This is a genomic window from Streptomyces sp. NPDC051064, from assembly GCF_044455985.1.
Classification (GTDB): Bacteria; Actinomycetota; Actinomycetes; order Streptomycetales; family Streptomycetaceae; genus Streptomyces.
The window spans coordinates 310,692-328,302 of record NZ_JBITFK010000005.1 but is presented as its reverse complement, the minus strand read 5'-3'; the positions used below and the strand labels follow the sequence as shown (position 1 = coordinate 328,302).

General features: G+C 68.2%; 17 protein-coding genes and 1 pseudogene. 7 read left to right on the top strand and 11 right to left on the bottom strand.

Translation table 11 applies throughout. The annotated features are described in order from the left end of the window. Nucleotides 1-5: 5 nt before the first annotated feature. The 6 genes from ACIBCU_RS19670 to ACIBCU_RS19645 form a co-directional block, all read right to left on the bottom strand. Nucleotides 6-1,877: an NADH-quinone oxidoreductase subunit L gene (locus tag ACIBCU_RS19670; RefSeq protein ID WP_399232715.1), complete on the bottom strand. Its 1,872-nt coding sequence runs from the start codon at nt 1,875-1,877 to the stop codon at nt 6-8. Continuing rightward, a complete protein-coding gene (locus ACIBCU_RS19665; RefSeq protein ID WP_362932380.1) occupies nt 1,874-2,179 on the bottom strand; it encodes an NADH-quinone oxidoreductase subunit K in 306 nt (101 codons plus the stop codon). The genes ACIBCU_RS19670 and ACIBCU_RS19665 overlap by 4 nt, the downstream gene beginning before the upstream one ends. Next, nucleotides 2,176-2,739, bottom strand: coding sequence for an NADH-quinone oxidoreductase subunit J (locus ACIBCU_RS19660; RefSeq protein WP_399232713.1), 564 nt, complete (start codon nt 2,737-2,739; stop codon nt 2,176-2,178). Before ACIBCU_RS19660 ends, ACIBCU_RS19665 begins: the two co-directional genes overlap by 4 nt. A gap of 19 nt (nt 2,740-2,758) precedes the next feature. Further along, nucleotides 2,759-3,661, bottom strand: a complete 903-nt coding sequence (locus ACIBCU_RS19655; RefSeq protein ID WP_362932376.1) for an NADH-quinone oxidoreductase subunit H — start codon at nt 3,659-3,661, stop codon at nt 2,759-2,761. Then, complete coding sequence (locus tag ACIBCU_RS19650) at nt 3,654-4,859, bottom strand: hypothetical protein (RefSeq protein WP_399232710.1); 1,206 nt, start codon at nt 4,857-4,859, stop codon at nt 3,654-3,656. Before ACIBCU_RS19650 ends, ACIBCU_RS19655 begins: the two co-directional genes overlap by 8 nt. Before the next feature lie 116 nt (nt 4,860-4,975). After that, entirely contained in the window at nt 4,976-5,335 is a 360-nt protein-coding gene (locus ACIBCU_RS19645; RefSeq protein WP_362932372.1) for an NADH-quinone oxidoreductase subunit A, read from the bottom strand. A 335-nt stretch (nt 5,336-5,670) separates the two neighbouring features. Between ACIBCU_RS19645 and ACIBCU_RS19640 the strand changes: the two genes are divergently transcribed. The 5 genes from ACIBCU_RS19640 to ACIBCU_RS19620 all read left to right on the top strand — a co-directional run bounded on the left by ACIBCU_RS19640 (nt 5,671) and on the right by ACIBCU_RS19620 (nt 10,393). Next, nucleotides 5,671-6,708: an NlpC/P60 family protein gene (locus ACIBCU_RS19640; RefSeq protein ID WP_399232708.1), complete on the top strand. Its 1,038-nt coding sequence runs from the start codon at nt 5,671-5,673 to the stop codon at nt 6,706-6,708. A 27-nt stretch (nt 6,709-6,735) separates the two neighbouring features. Next, nucleotides 6,736-7,155 carry a hypothetical protein gene (locus ACIBCU_RS19635; RefSeq protein WP_399232706.1) on the top strand — a complete coding sequence of 140 codons (420 nt, stop codon included), beginning with the start codon at nt 6,736-6,738 and terminating at the stop codon, nt 7,153-7,155. 203 nt (nt 7,156-7,358) lie between these two features. After that, nucleotides 7,359-7,643, top strand: coding sequence for a heavy-metal-associated domain-containing protein (locus tag ACIBCU_RS19630; RefSeq protein ID WP_399232704.1), 285 nt, complete (start codon nt 7,359-7,361; stop codon nt 7,641-7,643). An 83-nt stretch (nt 7,644-7,726) separates the two neighbouring features. Beyond that, on the top strand, nt 7,727-9,991 hold the full coding sequence (locus ACIBCU_RS19625; RefSeq protein WP_399232702.1) for a heavy metal translocating P-type ATPase: 2,265 nt from the start codon (nt 7,727-7,729) through the stop codon (nt 9,989-9,991). Nucleotides 9,992-10,111: 120 nt separating this feature from the next. Beyond that, entirely contained in the window at nt 10,112-10,393 is a 282-nt protein-coding gene (locus ACIBCU_RS19620) for a metal-sensitive transcriptional regulator (RefSeq protein WP_399232700.1), read from the top strand. A gap of 175 nt (nt 10,394-10,568) precedes the next feature. Here the strand turns inward: ACIBCU_RS19620 and ACIBCU_RS19615 are convergent, their stop codons facing one another. Continuing rightward, nucleotides 10,569-11,477 (bottom strand): M56 family metallopeptidase, encoded by a 909-nt coding sequence (locus ACIBCU_RS19615; RefSeq protein ID WP_362932360.1) that lies wholly within the window; start codon nt 11,475-11,477, stop codon nt 10,569-10,571. Continuing rightward, complete coding sequence (locus ACIBCU_RS19610; RefSeq protein ID WP_362932357.1) at nt 11,474-11,842, bottom strand: BlaI/MecI/CopY family transcriptional regulator; 369 nt, start codon at nt 11,840-11,842, stop codon at nt 11,474-11,476. Before ACIBCU_RS19610 ends, ACIBCU_RS19615 begins: the two co-directional genes overlap by 4 nt. A gap of 122 nt (nt 11,843-11,964) precedes the next feature. Here ACIBCU_RS19610 and ACIBCU_RS19605 point away from each other — a divergent pair, with 122 nt between their 5' ends. Together ACIBCU_RS19605 and ACIBCU_RS19600 are read left to right on the top strand one after the other, a co-directional pair. Then, complete coding sequence (locus tag ACIBCU_RS19605; protein WP_399232697.1) at nt 11,965-12,375, top strand: DUF6153 family protein; 411 nt, start codon at nt 11,965-11,967, stop codon at nt 12,373-12,375. 100 nt (nt 12,376-12,475) lie between these two features. Further along, complete coding sequence (locus ACIBCU_RS19600) at nt 12,476-13,108, top strand: DUF305 domain-containing protein (protein WP_399232695.1); 633 nt, start codon at nt 12,476-12,478, stop codon at nt 13,106-13,108. Nucleotides 13,109-13,506: 398 nt separating this feature from the next. On the opposite strand, the gene ACIBCU_RS19595 is transcribed toward ACIBCU_RS19600, so the two are convergent. From ACIBCU_RS19595 to ACIBCU_RS19585, 3 genes and pseudogenes are all read right to left on the bottom strand, one after another. Continuing rightward, nucleotides 13,507-14,841, bottom strand: coding sequence for an MFS transporter (locus tag ACIBCU_RS19595; RefSeq protein ID WP_399232693.1), 1,335 nt, complete (start codon nt 14,839-14,841; stop codon nt 13,507-13,509). Next, a pseudogene (locus tag ACIBCU_RS19590) lies at nt 14,841-16,094 on the bottom strand (PLP-dependent cysteine synthase family protein). The gene ACIBCU_RS19595 and the pseudogene ACIBCU_RS19590 overlap by 1 nt, the downstream one beginning before the upstream one ends. A 508-nt stretch (nt 16,095-16,602) precedes the next feature. Further along, the gene (locus ACIBCU_RS19585; protein ID WP_399232691.1) at nt 16,603-17,574 is read right to left on the bottom strand and encodes a hypothetical protein; all 972 of its coding nucleotides are present in this window, start codon (nt 17,572-17,574) and stop codon (nt 16,603-16,605) included. Nucleotides 17,575-17,611 lie beyond the last annotated feature (37 nt).

The following is a 17,611-nucleotide window of genomic DNA, read 5'->3' as shown; positions in this document are numbered from 1 at the left end:
GGCCCCTACTTCACGAAGACGAACAGGACGGCAAGAACGGTGAAGGCCGCGACGGCCTGGGCGAGGTACTGGTGCAGCTGTCCGGTCTGCGGGCGCCGCGCCGCACGGCCCAGTGCCCGGCAGGCGGAGGCGAGGGCGGATACCGAGCCGGCCAGGCCTGTCTCCAGACGGCGGTTCGACCAGTGGGCCAGGCCCACCACTCCGCGTCCTGTGCTCCGGACCGCAACGTCCAGGACGCGGTGGTCGAACCTGGCAGTCGCATGGGCGATGGCGAGGGCCGGCTGCACCACGATCAGTTCGGTGGCCCGTTCCAGGTGCAGCCAGCCACGGAAGGATCCGGTGACGGCGGCGGGTAGGGGCGCTCGTCGGTTGCCCCAAGTCCATGCGGCGCCCGCGGCGCTCAGCGCGAGAGCGGCGCTGAGCGCCCATTCCCACTGCGTCGGGGCCGGCTGTCCTGCGGCGCCCAGCACACGGGAGACCGCTGCGCGTGCGGGGTCGAACGCCAACATGCTCATGGCCACGCAGGCCAGGGCCAGTACCGTCAGCGGGGACCGAGTCGGACCGGGGACACGCAGGGCCCCGCCTTCCTCGGAGTCCGTACCACTGTCGGTTGCAGGCCCGGGCTGCCAGACGTACCAGAGGGCTTTGGTGCTGTAGAGCGCGGAGAGCACTGCGGCGGCCAGCCCCGCCGTGTACAGGGCCGGTGCGTCCTCGAAGGCGGCGGCCAGCAGGACGTCCTTGCTCGCCCACAACGACAGCGGCGGCAGGCCGGCCAGGGTGAGCGTGCCGACCGTGAACAGCACCCCCACAGCCCGGTACCTCCGGGCGGCGCCGTGCAGTCCGGTCAGCGCTTTGGTGCCCAGCGCGGTCAGCCAGGCGCCGGCGATCAGGAACAGCAGGCTCTTGGCAGCGGCATGCGCGATCAGTTGCAGCGTGCCGCCCGTGGTTCCACCGACCCCGGCGGCCAGCACCATGAATCCGATCTGCGCACAACTGGACGCGGCGAGCAACTGTTTGAGATCGGTCTGCGCCAGAGCGACGAGGCTGAGGGCGATCGCGGTGAGAACACCCGCCCACGCCACTACCGCACTTCCCCAGCCCGATGCCTCCAGCAGGGGTTGGATACGCAGCAGCAGATAGGCACCGGCGACGACCATCGTCGCGGAGTGCAGCAGAGCGGAGACCGGGCTCGGACCCGCCATGGCGCGTGAGAGCCAGAAGCTGAAGGGGAGTTGCGCGGACTTGCCCAGAGCCGCGGTGATGAGCCCTGCGGTGATGAACGATCTCCAGGGCTCACCGGCGTCCGACAGGTCGCGCAGAGCGAGAGTCCCGGTGGGGTTCGCGGCCAAGGCGGCCCCGGCAGCCAGGTAGAGGCCGAGGTCGGCGGTGCGGGTGGTCACGAAAGCCGTGTTCGCGGCCCTCACCCGCTCCGCATCACGCCACCAGTAACCGATCAGGGCCCAGGAGGCGGCGCCCATGACCTCCCAGCCCATCAGCAGAACCGGAAGAGTGGCCGCGGTGACGGTCACCAGCATGCTGCCCGCGAACAGCAGTATCAGACCGAAGAACCTGCCGCTGCTCTCGCTCGGGCCGAATTCCACCGCGGTGAAGCCCATGACCAGTACGGTGACGGCCGTGACCGTGACCACGAGGAGCCCGGACAGCCCGTCGACCGACAACTCCGCAGGCAGCCCGGACAGCAGCGGGGCACGGACCCTTGGGTGACCGAATGCGGCTGCCACCGCTAGGCCAACTGCCGCAAGCATGACCGTCACGGCGGCGGGAGCGGCGGCTCGGTCGCCCCGGTGTCCAACCAGGAGCAGCACCGCGCCCGCAGCCAGGGGCAGGGCGATCAGCGCCCAGAGCGCGCCGCTCACTCCTTCAGCTCCGCGGCCATATCGGTCGTGTCGACCTCTCGGGTACGGAACAGTGCAGTCACGACGGCGAAACCGATCGCCATCTCCAACGCCATCGCCGTCACCGCGACGATCACGATGACCTGGCCGTCCGCGCTGCCGGGAGCGATGTGTTGCCAGGCGCCCGCCGCCGCGACGATGACACCGCCCAGCATCAGCTCCAGGCCCATCATCAGCATCACGATCGACTGCTGCGTAAGCGCGCCGAACAGGCCCGTACACAGCAGGGCCGCGGCGAGCAGCATGACTGCCTCCAGGGTCACCTACCCACCCCTCCTCGCACCGGATCGTCCGCTCGTTCGGCGTCGAGCTCGTCGCCGAGCCGGTCGTAGCGGCCGCGACGGGTGGCGAGCACGACACTGGAGACGATCGTCGCGAAGAGCGCCATGCCCAGCGTCATCATGGTCAGCATCTGAGGCCCCATCAGTGACAGGCCCAGGTCCATGGTTACGTCCTCCGGCGGGCGTCCCTCGGGCGCCGGCCACGGCGCCAGGAAGATCCCGATCACCAGCAGCACGAATAGCACGCCGCAGACAACCGCGGACCCCTTGCTGTTGTGGACCATGGTCATCGGCATCAGGCCGGCCGGATTCATCATGTACATGATCATAAAGACGGCCATGATGGCCATCTCGATCGTCATCATCAGGACGATGACGATGCCGAGGTAATTCAGCCCCAGGAGGATGACCACGCCCGCCACACAGAGCAGCGAGGTGAGCAGGGAGAACGTCGCACGAGCCATCGAGTCGAAGATGAAGACCATCACAGCCGAGGCGAGGGAAAGGACGGCCAGGGCATAGAAGAGAACGTCATTCAGCACGGTCTCCTCACGTCCTCACTCATCGGCCGAGCACCACCAGCGCCACGACAAGCGCCTGCACGATGGCAAGCGGCGTCAGGACGACCCAAGCCACCTCCATGTAGCGCTCCATTCGGAGCACGGGCAGGCGCCGGCGTACCCACAGCAGCAGGGCGAGGACCGTGGCGGTTTTGATCAGGGTCCAGACCCAGCCGGGCAGCAACGGCCCATGCCCGCCACCCAGGAACAGTGGGACGCTCGCGGCAGCGGCGACCGTGAGCAGCAGCCAGCGCCCGCCCAGAAACAGCACTCGGTCCACACCCGACAGTTCAGCGGCAGCGCCTCCGGCTGCGTCCGTGCCGACGGGCTGATCGAAGGGCCCCCAGAACGCCATCGCCAGTGCGCTTGCCAGGAAGATGGCGAACGCCACCGGCATCCACAGTGCGAACCACAGTCCGGACTGGGCGTCGACGACCGCTCCGACCCGCAGTGACCCCGCTCCGAGGGCGGCGGTGGTGATGGCCAGCATGTGAGGGATCTCGTAGGCCAGCCCCTGGGCGAGGAAGCGATATCCGCCGATCATCGGAAGCGTCGAGTTAGGTCCCCATCCGGCCAGCCACACCGCCGCCCAGGCCAGGGCCTCCATCGCGTTGAACCACACGATCCCGTCGGGCAGATCGCTCACCGAGGTGAAGCCGAAGGGCACCACGACCGCGCCGAGAACCGCCGCAACGGGCAGGAGCACCACGCCGACCCGAAGCAGCAGTTGGTCGGCGGCGCTCGTCGACCGGCGTTGCTGCACCAGCAGCCGCAGCACCTCCCGGGTGGGTGCCGGAGCCTGGCTGGATCCCAGTCGCGCATCCGCAGTGGCCGTGCCAACGGCAGCGACAACGAGGACCGCGGGCAGAGCGAGAGCGGACCACAGCGAGGTGGGATCAGCCATGAGGCACCTCCGCGACCCCTGCCGGTACGAGCTCGTCGATGTCAGGATCGAGGCTGGCCAGGATGAGCCGGGCACCCGCGAACTCCGCGCCTTCGAGCAGGCAGGGCAAGACGTCCAGCAGGGCCTGTGACGGCGGTGACGTGCCGCCCACCGTGCCGCGCGGGCCCGTCCGCCGTTGGACGGTGTCCAAGGGGCGGGTCTCGTCGCACAGGGCCGCCGAGTGGGCTGCTTCCTCCAGCCACAGACTCAGTCGGCTCCAGACGTCGCCACCGGCCACCCATGCGGGTCCCGACACTCCCGCAGTTGCTGCGGCATTCGTGCTCAACTCACCGAGGCCATAGGTGAGCCGGCGAAGCGTCCGCGAACGGCCCACCCGTCGGACAAGCGGCCCGACTGCGGCGACGACATCGCTGGCAGCCCAGTCAGCCAGCGCGACGTCACGTGCGGCACGCGCCCGCTGGGCTTCCGTGCTCCACCCGGCCACGGCTAACAGCCGGCCGACGCTGTCCAGATGTGCCGCGCACAACCGCCGCGCCGCCTGCCCTCGGGTGACCTGTTCGCCTGCGGCCGCTCGCATCCAGGGTTCGTCCCAGAACGGCAGAGAGGAACAGCGCAGGACGCGCGTCAGCTCGACGCGCACCTCCTGGATCACATCGCCCTGCAGGGACAGGCGGAGAACCAGACCTGCGGGCCAGTCCAACAGGGCGGGACCCAGAGGAATGTGGAGCTGGTCCAACCGAAGACCGTCCCGGTCGTCGCCCCGGTCCGCCATCGGCAACCCGGAGACCTCCATCCCCATGTCATGGCCCGCATGCCCGCTGTGCGTGTCGTGGGCCGCGCGCTCGTCGTGCTCTGCATGAGAGCTGTGGTCTGCCGGATCAGCGGATTGGCCGGCCTGTTCGGGGCCGGTGCGCCGCGAGTGCTCTTGGCTGCTGTCCGGCCCGCCATCGGCGTCCAGACCGTTCGGTCCCTCATGGGCGTGGTTGCCGACGGCGTGCTCCGCGGGGCGGCGTGGGGCGCGCAGCAGAGTGGTTGCCACTTCGTCGAGTGCGGAGCGGATGTCTTTACCGGTACAGAGGCGGATGCGTGCTTTGGGCTCGGGGATCGCGGTCCATAGCCCTTCGACCCATTGCGTGTCGGATGGATGCGGATCGCCGACCACGGCCAGGACGTTGGCTGCTGCGGGCCCGGCCGCCATCGGCCATCCACGCTCACGCAATTCCTGTTCGAGACGCAGCCTGGTCTCGGTCGCACCGGGGCAGACAGCCAAGAGGACCGCTGGCCGGGCCACGGCTGCCCTAAGAATTCTCGTTCTCAGGTCCATCGAAAAGCGCCTTCCCGCCAGGCATACCCCACGGCGGCCATCAGGATGCCGAGAAACAGGAACATCTCCACCACGGCGCTGACGCCGACCTCTGCCACTACCAGCGTCCACGGGTACATGAACAGCATCTCCATGTCGAAGGCGAGGAAGACCAGTGTCACCGGGTACCAGCGCACGTGAAATCGGGAGAAAGGGTGTTCTGTTGGTCCCAGCCCTCCGCTGAACGGCGTTGCTCCTGCGAGCGGTTCGCGAGCGACCCGCAGCATGGAGCCGACGCCGTAGAGGATGGCGATGCACGCCACGACGACCCCCAGCAGCAGCAGAACCGGCTGCCAGTCGGAGGTGTTCATCTGCTCCGCCCCTGCCCTCGCGTCGTCACTGGCGACGGACGCTCGTCAACAACCCGCGTCACGCCCGCCGAGACCCTAATACGAGCGGGGGCCATTGACGGCCGGCCTGCTGGGCGTGGCGATGGTCAGTCCTCCTCGTGGCCTATGCCGACGAGTCGCACCAGCCTTCGGTTGAAACTTATCCACTAAGGAGATTAGTCTCAGGGGGATCCTTCGAACAGTCGGTCACCCGCTCGGGGTGGTGGCGAAGGAATCGCCGCAGCCGCGCCGTGCGGACGGAGCAGGGACGCCGTGTGGTCCTGGGCCGGCGGCCGAGGAAGAAGGAGTTCGCCTCAGTGGCGTCCCATCGTCGTCCTAAGCAGCCCAGCCAGACGTACGCGACCGTGCTCACCGCCACAGCTGCGGCGGCTGTTGCGTTGTCGGCGCAGCCGGCTTCGGCCGACCCGCTCCCTGATCCGAGCAAGAAGGGTGTGCAGGCGCAGGTCGACCGCCTCTACGAGGAAGCGACGCAGGCCACCGAGAAGTACAACGGCGCCAAGGAGACGGCCGGACGGTTGGAGAAGCAGGTCGAAGACCTGCAAGAAGCCGCTGCTCGTGAACAGAGCGGCTTGAACAGCCTGCGGGCGCAGCTCGGGTCCATAGCCACGGCTCAGTACCGCACGGGGGGTCTCGACCCCTCTGTCCAGCTGTTGCTGTCCTCGGACCCCGACGGGTTCCTCGACAAGGCGTCCGCTATGGACCGGCTGAGTGCTCAGCAGGTCTCCGCGCTCCATCACTACGAGTCGCAGCAGCAGGGCCTCCAGCAGAAGCGGCAGGAAGCCACGGAGAAGCTCAACAATCTTGCAGGGGTCCGCAAGGAGCTCGGCAGCAAGAAGAAGGAGATCCAGGGGAAACTGGCGCAGGCCCAGAAACTCCTCAACACTCTGACGGCCGAGGAGCGAGCACAGATCGCCGACAAGGAAGAGCGGGCGAATCGGTCGAGTGAACGGGTCGAACTCGGCAACGAGGCCAGCGCCTCCCAGCGCGCCGCTGCGGCGTTCGGCGCAGCCAAGGGCAAGGTCGGTGTTCCCTACGTGTGGGGCGCCTCGGGTCCGAACTCTTTCGACTGCAGTGGATTGACTTCCTGGGCATTCAATCAGGCCGGGGTGACCATCCCTCGTACCTCGCAGGCCCAGGCCAACGTCGGTACGCGCATCAGCTCTATGAGTGCGCTCCAGCCCGGTGACCTCATCATCATGCGCACGGACCTCAGTCATGTGGGGTTCTACGCAGGCAACGGTCAGATTCTGCACGCTCCGAAGCCGGGCGCCCAAGTGCGCTACGAGTCGATCGCGCGAAGCGGTATGCCGTTCATGTGGGGCGTACGGATCTGAGTGCAGAAGCCGAGGTGGCTGTCCGGCGTGTCGCCGATCGGCAGCCACGTATCCGGCGTGCTGCCCGGCATACCTCTCACGAGCCTCGGATGTGGCCCGAGCCTGCCCGCCCTGACAGTCGCCGCGGTCGCGGGCATCATCGAAGAACACGCCGGTCGCGGTTCAACCATCCTCAGGTTCGTGCAGCAAACTGACGGCGTGCTGTCGGCGTGGCTGTACTGGTCGGTCCTGACCGCGCGCCGCAGCGACACCTCCGCCAACTCGGCCGGCCCGCTGCACGCCGCGATGGCGGTCGTCCCGTCCGCGTTCGTCGTCGCCGGCACCCAGGCAGGCCGGCGTAGCTCGGCGAGCCTCAGTCGCGTCGGGCCGCGCGTCTCGTCCTTCAGTGGCGTCCAGTGCTCAAGCAGCACTTCGAGGTGTAAGGGGCCACGGGCCCACGGTCGTTGATCGTCCTCATCGGGCTTCATCGGTGCGGCCGACACAGCTTCCGGCTCACCTCTCGTCGGGCATCACTGTGCCCTGCGCGCAAATCGGCTCCTGCGCACCGGGCCGGCACGTAGTGAACACTTGCCCTTTATACCGGTGGGGGGTATACATGGCTCAAGCAGGTACCCCCAGGGGGTATGAGTCGGCTTCGAGGAGAAGAAAACATGTCGTGCTGTACACCTGACAACAGCTGCTCCACCGGCGCAGCGCAGACCGGAACCACGGTCGTTGCCGACAGCCACACCACTGTGTACGCGGTCGCGGGCATGACCTGCGGTCACTGCAAGACCACGCTCACCCGCGAGATCGGCGCGCTCGACAACGTCCTTGCCGTCGACGTCGACGTCAGCGCCGGACGGGTCAGCGTCACCACCGGGGGAGAGCCCGACGACGCACTCATCGCCAGCACGGTCGACGAGGCGGGATACGAGCTCACCGGGCGCGCCTGACCGGTCGCCGCGTCCGTCGGGCCCGGACCTTGTGCCCGAGCCCGGCGGCCCTGCCCCATTCACCACCAGTTCGAGGAGTAGAGATGTCCACCACGACGACCGGCGCCGTTGCCGCCGAGGTCGAACTCGCCATCGGCGGCATGACCTGCGCCTCGTGCGCCGCCCGTATCGAGAAGAAGCTGAACCGGATGGACGGTGTCGAGGCCACCGTCAACTACTCCACCGAGAAGGCGAAAGTCACCTACCGCGGCGAGGACGTCTCCGTCCAGGACCTGATTGCCACGGTCGAGGCGACCGGCTACTCCGCGCAGGAGCTCGCTGCGCTACGTACCGGCGGCGGGCCCGGCGACGACGACGCGGCCGACGCGCCGGACGCGCTGCGCCCGCTGAGGCAGCGGTTGATCACCGCGGTCATCCTCTCGGTCCCCGTCATCGCCATGGCCATGATTCCGGCACTTCAGATCGAGTACTGGCAGTGGCTGTCGCTGACCCTGACCGCACCGGTCGTTACGTACGCCGCCTGGCCTTTCCACCGCGCGGCCTGGACCAACGCCCGGCACGGCGCGGCGACGATGGACACACTCATCTCGGTCGGGACATCGGCGGCGTTCCTGTGGTCGCTGTGGGCCCTGTTCTTCGGTACGGCCGGCACGCCGGGTATGACCCACGCCTTCGAGCTGACGATTTCCCGCAGTGACGGGGCGGGGAACATCTATCTGGAGGCGGCGGCCGGTGTCACCGCGTTCATCCTGGCCGGGCGCTACTTCGAGGGCCGTTCCAAGCGCAAGGCGGGCGCCGCGCTGAAGGCGTTGCTGGAGCTGGGAGCCAAGGAGGTCACGGTCCTGCGCGGTGACCGCGAGGAGACCATTCCGACGGCCGAGCTGCAGACCGGTGACCGCTTCCTGGTCCGCCCCGGCGAGAAGATCGCCACGGACGGCACCGTCGTGGAGGGTTCCTCCGCCGTGGACGCCTCGATGCTCACCGGCGAATCCGTCCCCGTCGAGGTCGGCGTCGGCGACTCCGTCACCGGGGCCACCCTCAACGCGGGCGGCCGACTCGTCGTCAAGGCCACCCGCATCGGCGCCGACACGCAGCTCGCCCGGATGGCCAGGCTGGTGGAGGACGCGCAGAACGGCAAGGCCGCCGCACAGCGCCTCGCCGACAAGATCTCCGCGGTCTTCGTCCCCGTCGTGATCGCCCTCGCCCTGGGCACCCTCGGCTTCTGGCTCGGCAACGGATCCGGCCTGACCGCCGCGTTCACCGCAGCCGTCGCCGTACTCATCATCGCCTGCCCCTGCGCCCTGGGTCTGGCCACGCCCACCGCCCTCATGGTCGGCACCGGACGCGGCGCCCAGCTGGGCATCCTCATCAAGGGACCCGAAGTCCTGGAGACCACCCGCAAGGTCGACACCATCCTCCTGGACAAGACCGGCACAGTCACCACCGGCAAGATGACCCTGCTCGCCGTCCACACCGCCGACGGCCAGGACGAGAACGAGGTCCTGCGACTGGCCGGAGCCCTGGAACACGCCTCTGAGCACCCCATCGCCCAGGCCGTCGCCACCGGCGCCATCACGAAGGTAGGCACCCTGCCCACTCCCGAGGACTTCGCGAACATCGCAGGCCTGGGCGTCCAAGGCATCGTCGACGGGCACGCGGTCCTCGTCGGCCGGGAGAAGCTGCTCTCCGAATGGGCGATGGAGCTGCCCGTGGCGCTGCAGCGCGCCAAGGGCGCGGCCGAGGCGGCCGGCCGCACGGCCATCGCCGTGGCCTGGGACGGTGAGGCCCGCGCGGTCCTCGAGGTCGCCGACGCGGTCAAGGACACCAGCGCCGAAGCCATCAGGCGGCTGCGTGCCCTCGGCCTGACACCGATCCTGCTGACCGGCGACAACCAGGCGGTGGCGGACTCGGTGGCCAAGGAAGTGGGCATCGACGAAGTCATCGCGGAGGTCATGCCCCAGGACAAGGTCGACGTCGTCAAGCGACTCCAGGCCGAGGGGCGTTCGGTGGCCATGGTCGGCGACGGCGTCAACGACGCCGCCGCCCTTGCTCAGGCCGACCTCGGCCTGGCCATGGGCACCGGCACCGACGCCGCCATCGAAGCCGGCGACCTCACCCTCGTACGAGGAGACCTGCGTACCGCGGCCGATGCCATCCGGCTTTCCCGTAAGACGCTCGGCACGATCAAGTCCAACCTCTTCTGGGCCTTCGCCTACAACGTCGCCGCCCTGCCGCTGGCCGCATCCGGCCTGCTCAACCCGATGATCGCCGGAGCGGCAATGGCTTTCTCCTCGGTCTTCGTCGTAGGCAACAGCCTCCGGCTCAGGAGCTTCCGCGCTGCAGTCTGAGGTAGCACCGCCAGGTGCACTGCTCGATCGGGGAGGGCTGAGGCAAACAGCCTCAGCCTTCCCCGCTTTCTTCGCAAACATCAGCTTCCGAACGCACGTCAGCATGGAGATGAGGCGTCAGTGAACGGCTACGAGCAACAGAAGGACAGTGTTCTCCAACGCCTGCGCCGGATCGAGGGCCAAGTCCGTGGCCTTCAGCGCATGGTGGAACAAGACACGTACTGCATCGACGTACTGACCCAGGTCTCCGCGACCAATGCGGCCCTGCAGTCCTGCGCTCTGGCCCTCCTCGACGATCACCTCAACTGCTGTGTCAGCGAAGCCATCGGCAAAGGTGGCGACGAGGCGAAGGAGAAGATCGACGAAGCATCACGGGCCATCGCCCGGCTCGTACGCTCCTGACACGAAAGCATCAGCTCGGGCCACAGGGGGCGTCTGCATCACCCTGTGGCGCAGGCTCTCAAGGCTGCCGAACAACGCGCCGGGATCGGTCAGGAGGCGACGGGCGAAAGCAGGTCGAAGTAGAAGGAGTCACAAGTGGCCCCCTGGCTCACGCGGAGTGACGTCGCCGGCACGATCACAGGCCGGGAGGGCAGGCGACCAACAGAGGCAGCAGCGGGATGGCCGAGGCCATGGCGGCCACAGACCCGCGGAATGCTGGATGGGTGCTGCGTCGCCTTCCCAGTATCCGCTGCATGCGGATCAGTGCCGTGTGCCCGCCGGCGCCAAGGGCGCCCCTGGGTGCACGGTTCGCTGCCATCTCGTACACCGCGGTCGCGAGCACCTCGTGTTCGTGGATACGCAGCGCCCTGTCGTCAGCGACCATTTCCAGGAGCATCGCGGTTTGCTCCTTGGCATGGCGGGCCAGGGGCACCCACCGAAAGACGGAGGCGAAGGCGTCCATGGCGGCGATCATCAGGTGGTGGCGGCCCGAGACGTGAGCTCGCTCATGTTCCAGGACTGCGTCGAGCTGTTCGGCGGAGAGCAGCCGGACGGCAGCGTCACTGACGACGATCCGCGAGCGACGGCCGGGCAGGCAGTAGGCGGCCGGGGTGTCGTGCGACAGCACGGTGGCGCGCAGGCGGTCGGAACGGGTTCCGACCTTGTCCAGTGCGTCGCGATGTCTGCGTCGTGCCCGGGAGGCGCGGATCGTGTGGAAGGCAAAGCTCGCTGCCAAAGCCAGGATCACCGCGCCAGGCAGCGCGATCGCCAGCCGTTCGACCACGTTCGGATCGGCGGTGGCCGCCTCGCTTCCCAGGCCGCAGGTGTGCAGCAGGCCCACGAGACCGGCATGGAGGTGCTCAGTCGGCGCGGCCAGCTGATAGGCAGTCAGAGCTGCGGAGATGGAGAATGAGGCGGCCAGCGCGTGCCAGGTGGCCACAGCCAGGGCGGGCGCCCGGTGCGGCCAGGCACTGCGGAGCAGGATCCGGGGGGCGAGGAAGCCGACAGCCGCCGTGTAGCCGATGAGAACGGGCGCGGAGTTCACGTCTTCGTCCGTCGCCCCACGTTGCGCAGGGCCTTCCGCAGAGCGGCGACCTCGTCGTCGGACATGTTCTCGACGAAGTGCACCAGAGCTGTGGGCCGGTCCTCGCTGGCCCCGAGCGCGTCCTCCATCAGAGCCGCTGAGTACGCCTCGCGGCTGCGTACGGCCGTATACAGCCAGGCCCGTCCCTCCTTCCCACGCAGGAGGTAACCCTTGTGGAAGAGGATGTTGGTGACGGTCATCACGGTCGTGTACGCGATGGGGCGCTGCTCGTTGATGTCATCGACGATCTCTCGCACCGTAGCCGGGCGGTCCCACCGCCAGAAGCGGTCCATGATTTCCGCTTCGAGTTCCCCCAGCCGACGCATGGCTCGATCCTTCCAACAGCGTAGTACGTAAGCACATAGTAGACCGCGCGTATGGTGGCGCCAGGCGTCCGTGCCCGGATCGGCGGGCGGTGGACGCGTGCCCGCTGTGTTTACGATGGGCCATGCCACGTCACGAGCTGCTCACGGTGCCGCGACCTCGGTTGCTGCAGCGCGGGCTGCTGGTGCTCGGCCTGCTCATTGGGTTGCTGGGGATGCACGGCCTCGGTTGGGTGCCGGCCGCTGCGCAGATGAACCCCCACTCCCTCGGCAATGAGGCCGCCCATGTGGTGGCGGTCATAGACCTGCCAGAAGAGTGTGGGCGCGACAGTGGCGGGGGAAGCGGGCATCCGGAGCACGCCGATGCGACCTGCTCGTCGGGCGCGGTCGCGGGCTCCCCAGTGCTTCCCGCCCCTCTGCCGTCAACGATCGGTGACGTCCCACGCGGCCAGGAGATGGCCACCGCCCCCTGCGGCAGCACCGAGGGAAGCCGGGCTCCTCCCTCTCTGGCTGAGCTGCAACTCCTACGGATATAGGCGAGGCCACTCGTCACCGCAGCCGAGCCCCTAGCCGGGATCTCGGGCGTGTTGACGCCCATCGCCATGCCTTTCCCCGGAACGATCCAGGAGTTACCGCATGAACGCTCACCGCAAGATGATCCGCCGTACTGCCCTCGTTGCTGCCGCAGGTGTGGCCGCTCTGGTCCTCGCCGCCTGTGGCGGCGAGGGGGGTCACGACATGGGTTCCATGGGCGGGTCCAGTTCGTCTCCGTCGGCCGCCGCTTCCTCCGAGGCGGGCGATCACAACGCAGCAGACGTCTCCTTCGCCAAAGAGATGATTCAGCACCACCGCCAGGCGGTGGAGATGGCCGAACTGGCCGACACCAGGGCTGCGTCCGAGGGGACCAAGGAGCTGGCCGCGAAGATCAAGGGAGCCCAGGGCCCCGAGATCAAGACCATGTCCGGCTGGCTCACCTCGTGGGGCGAGGAAGTACCCGCCGACATGTCCGGCATGGGTCACGACATGGCCTCCTCCATGCCCGGCATGATGACCAGCGAGGACATGGACAAGCTGGAGGGGGCCAAGGGCGCCGAGTTCGACACCCAGTTCGCCGAGATGATGATCAAGCATCACGAGGGCGCCATCGAAATGGCCGAGACCGAGAAGGCCGACGGCACGTACGGTCCCGCCAAGAAGCTGGCCGACGAAGTTGTCAAGGCCCAGACGGCCGAGATCGAGCAGATGAACAAGATGCTCGGCAAGAGCTGAGCCGTCACCGACGGCGGCTGGCGGAGTACTTCGTCAGCCGCCGTGCTGCTTGTGATAGCGCGGACTATGAGCCAGCACCGCTCGTCGGTCAACGGTGCGCCTCTCCGCGGACGGACGGCGTCCAGGGCCGGGCCGGAGCGCCCGGACGGCCGGATGTCGAACAGGTGGCGGCGAGGTGGCGGTCTCAGCGCGGGCGGCGGAGCCCGGTGAGAGTGACTGCGACAAGACGGTGGACTGCGGCTTCGGACTGCAGTGTGCCGGCGGTGCCGAGGGCGTGGAGGCAGTACGTCGCGAGCTCGTCGGGTGCGGCGTCTGCCCGTAGCCCTCCGGTCGTGGCCACCTCGGTCAGCAGCTCTCGGAACAGGTCGATGAGCTGCTGCTGCGCGTGGTCGGCGTGCTCACCCCGGTGAAGGAGCGCGCCCGGTCCCCGCCTTCTCGGCGATCTGGGTCATGGTCACCGCCATCGGCGGCGCCAGGCGTCCGGTGCGGTGCAGCCCATACAGAGCGGCGCTGCACACCAGGCCCAGGGCGAGGAGCGCCAGCCACGGCAGCGCGGACATCCCGGCGGCGCGGGCCGAATCCAGTGCTACGCCCGTGAGCAGATTACCCAACGTGATCCCGATGCCGCAGATGGTGTTGTAGAGCCCGTAGTGGGTGGCCACCAAACGGTCACCCGAGAGGCGAATAATCGTATCCATCTCGAATGGATAAGCGATCATGGTGCCAAGTGCCAGCAGCGGCGCGGACAGCATCGGTGGCACTGCGGCCAGCAGCCACAAGCCGACTCCGTGATCCGGCAGTGGTACTGCTGTCGCTGCCAGCAGAGGAACGAAGCCCACCGCCATGGTCAGAACTCCCCAGGTCAGCGCCCGTCCGGCTTCCATGCGGGCCTTGCACCACGCAGTGACCCTCGTCTGGAAAAGAATCGTGCTCAGCCCGGAGACGGCGAACATCGCCGCGACCGCCGCCGTGCCGAACCGGCCTTCGCCTCCCAGGCGCCGGACTTCGAGCGGGAGTGCCAGGTAGACCTGGAAGGACATGACGTACGAGCCGATCATGGCTGTGGAGAAGAGCAGGAAGGGCCGATTGGCCAGCATGCCGCGCCACTGGGTGAGCACGTTCTCGCGTCGGCTGCCCTCCTCGCTGGTTGTGTCATTGCCCTGGCGAGCGGGCAGTGCTCCGACCTGCACAGCGCTGAGCACGGCGAAGATTCCTGCGGCGACCAGGCAGGTGACGCGGAAGTCGACCCCGGTCAGCACCATCCCCACCAGTGGGCCCAACAGGATGCCGGCCTGGTAGAAGACGTTGAAAAAAGCGAAAGCTTCGACCCTGCGTTCGCCCGCGTCTGCGGCCAAGTACGCCCGGGTGGCTGGGTTGAACAGGGCGTCGGCCAGGCCTGTCGCGGCGGAAGCGGCGATGAGCGCGGCCACGGAGTCGACCAGCCCGAGTGTCGAGAACCCGACAATGCGCAGCACCATGCCCGCAATGATCATGGGCTTGTAGCCAAAGCGGTCTGCCAGGGCCCCGCCGACCAGGAACATGCCTTGCTGGCTGAAGTTGCGTACGCCGAGGATCAGTCCGACGAGCCACCCCGCGAGTCCGAGTGGGCCGGCCAAATGCGTTGCCAGGTAGGGCATCAGCATGTAGAAGCCGAAGTTGATCGTGAACTGGTTGATCATCAGCAGCTGAACACTGCGCTCGTAGGTACGGACCTGCGCGAAGGTGCCCTTCATCAGACCCGGTCCTTCGGCTCGGGCCCGGCCGGCTCGGGGCTGTAGGCAACACCCATCATGTCCGTGTTCCGCACCGCGTCGTCAAGCGCGAGCGGGTCGACGACGGCGGTGCACCGGGTCCACCGGGTTACTTCCTTCTCGTCCAGGCGGCCGATCACCTCGGGTTCGGCTGCGGGCGGTGAGTCGAGAAGGCCGTGGGCCTTGCAGTAGTCGTCGTCGTAGACCGTGCCGAGATAGCGCTGCGGCCCGTCGGGGAAGACCGCCGCGATCCGGGTGTCCGGGGGCATGGTGCGAGACAGCCAGCCCGCGACCAGGGCCACGGAGCCGACGCTCCATCCACCGGTGGCGTAGTGAGAGGTGGCTAGCTGACGGCAGGACCACACCGCTTCGGCCGGAGCGACCCAGTGCACTTCGGAGAAATGGTCGTAGGCGACGTTGCGGGGATGGATGCTCGAGCCAAGCCCTCGCATCAGCCGGGGCCTGGCGGGCTGGCCGAAGATGGTGGAACCGATGGTGTCCACTCCCACGAGTGTCAGGTCGGGATGGAGCTGCCGCAGCACGCGGGAGATGCCGGCGGAGTGACCACCGGTGCCCACACTGCACACCAGCGCGTCGATGTGCCCGAGTTCGGTGGCGAGTTCGAGTGCCAGCGGGGTAGGCCGAAGTGTTGTCGGGGTTGTCGTACTGGTCCGGGGACCATGAGTCGGGGTGCTGCTCCAAGAGCTGGGCCACGCTACGCGGCCGGTGTGGCGGCGCTCGCCGTGCAGCAGGGCATCGGCCAGGGCCGGGCCCTCAGGACGGGCTGGTCTCCAGCGGCACGTCGGGGGCGACGGCCTGTCGCGCCGGGCTTGCTGCCAGCCGCCGGCGGGGTGCGGCTCGGATACGACGTCGACTTGAGCTCCGTACGCGGCCAGCAACCGCGTCATGGAGGCCTCCAGCCCCGGATCGGTGACCAGGGTGACCGGGTGGCCGTAGACCATGCCGGCGAGGGACAGGCCGAGGCCGAGCGTGCCGCTGGTGGACTCGATGATCCGTGCCCCCGGCCTCAGCTCGGCGCGAGCACGGGCCCGTTCGACCATGTGCAGTCCCGGACGGCCCTTGATGCCTCCGGGATTGAAACCCTCCAGTTTCGCCCAGAAGCCTCGCCCCGCCGGGGCGAGAGGCTCCGAGATACGAAGCAGAGGGGTGTTGCCAACCAGCCCGGACAGGGCGGAGCGGGTGGGGGGTGTCAGATCAGGCGCCGAGGAATGCATTGTTCCGCTCTCATTCGGTGATGCGCATCGTGTACTCGCTCATGGCGCATGCCGGCGGTTCAGGGCAGGGCGACGCCAACCCTGGCGACAGGCATGCGGCGGCTGGTTGCCCGGCCGCGGCGAGAGGTTCAGATGCGCCACTGACAGACGCTGGTCAGCGTTGAGCGGCCGGATCGGGCTATCAGCGATCTGCTCGTGCCCGACGGTGCGGTCAGGAACTCGGCCGCCGCGGGCTCCGCGGCCACGGCAGTGGTCGGCACCGCTGCCGTTCCTGCGGCGAAGTGAACTCCACTCTGCGCAAGCGGGACGAGTCCAGGGAGGCCGCAAGCGGAACGGTGATCGTGCGGAGCAGGTGCGCCTACGGGCTTCGCTGGGCCGGGCTGGTCGGACATGCTCGTGACCGACCCGGGCGGCGGGGCGTGCGTGTCATCGCATCGAACATCGCGGCAAGGAGCGGCGTGGGACTGACCGGAGAAGATGTCGCGCCCCATGTCTGCGAGGCATTCGTTCAGTGCTTGTGGCTGGGGGATTCCTCCGGGTCCTTGTCCGGGCTCGGCTCGGCGCTGACGGTCGCCTTCCCTGCCTCGACGGTGAAGGCGGCGGTGCGGACCTTGCCTTCGTGCTGGAAGTCGAGGAAGAGTCGGTAGCTCCCCGAACTCGGCGCAGTCGCAGTGAATGAGATCTGCGGGCCGGGCTTGGTGCTGCCGTCGCCGGGTTCGCCGTTGGGGTGGACGTGCAGGTAGGCGAGGTCGCCGGACCGCAGGGCGACGAGGTGTCCGTACGCGCCTAGGTAGGGCTGAAGATTGGTGACCGGCTTGCCGTTCTTGGCGACCTCCAGGCTGAGCTCACCGCTCTTTCCGGGACGCAGGCCTCCGTTGAGGGTGACCTCGTAGCCGTCGACCTTCGCGGTTCCGGCGGGCGCGGGCATCTTGGCGGGGGCGTATGTGCCTGACACGGCCAGGTCGGCCCCGAGTGTCACGCCTTCTGCGTCCTTCGCGGCGGGCTTGAAGTCGGCGAAGGCCCGGTAGGCGCCGGCAGTGGGCAGGTCGGCGGATGTGCTCCAAGTGCCGTCGGCCGCGCGCGTCGGGTGCAGGTGCCGATAGGCGGTCAGATCGCGCGAGGCGACGATGAAGTGCAGTTCCTTGCCGTGCTCGCGTTCGAACGCGGTGATCTTGCGCCCGTTCTCGTCCTGAACAGAGAAGCGGAGCTTCGTTCCGTTTCCGGCGGTGATGCGCGAGGTTTCAAGGGCGAGGGTGTAGCCGCCTTCCGAGACCTGCAGTCCGCCCGCCGGGGCGGTCTGGTGCCCGCCGTGTCCGCCACCTTCGCCGGTTTCGCTGGTCCTGGCCTCTCCGTGCTCGTCGTGTGCCGCGGTCTGCTCGCCCCCGACGACGGGGTCGACGCCCTTGCCCACGCCGTACGCGGTGCCGAATGTCGCGGCGAGCGCGGCAGCGAAGGCTGTGATCTTCAGGCCTGTGTTCATGACGTGTCTCCCCAGGATTACGGAGCCGCTCATGAAG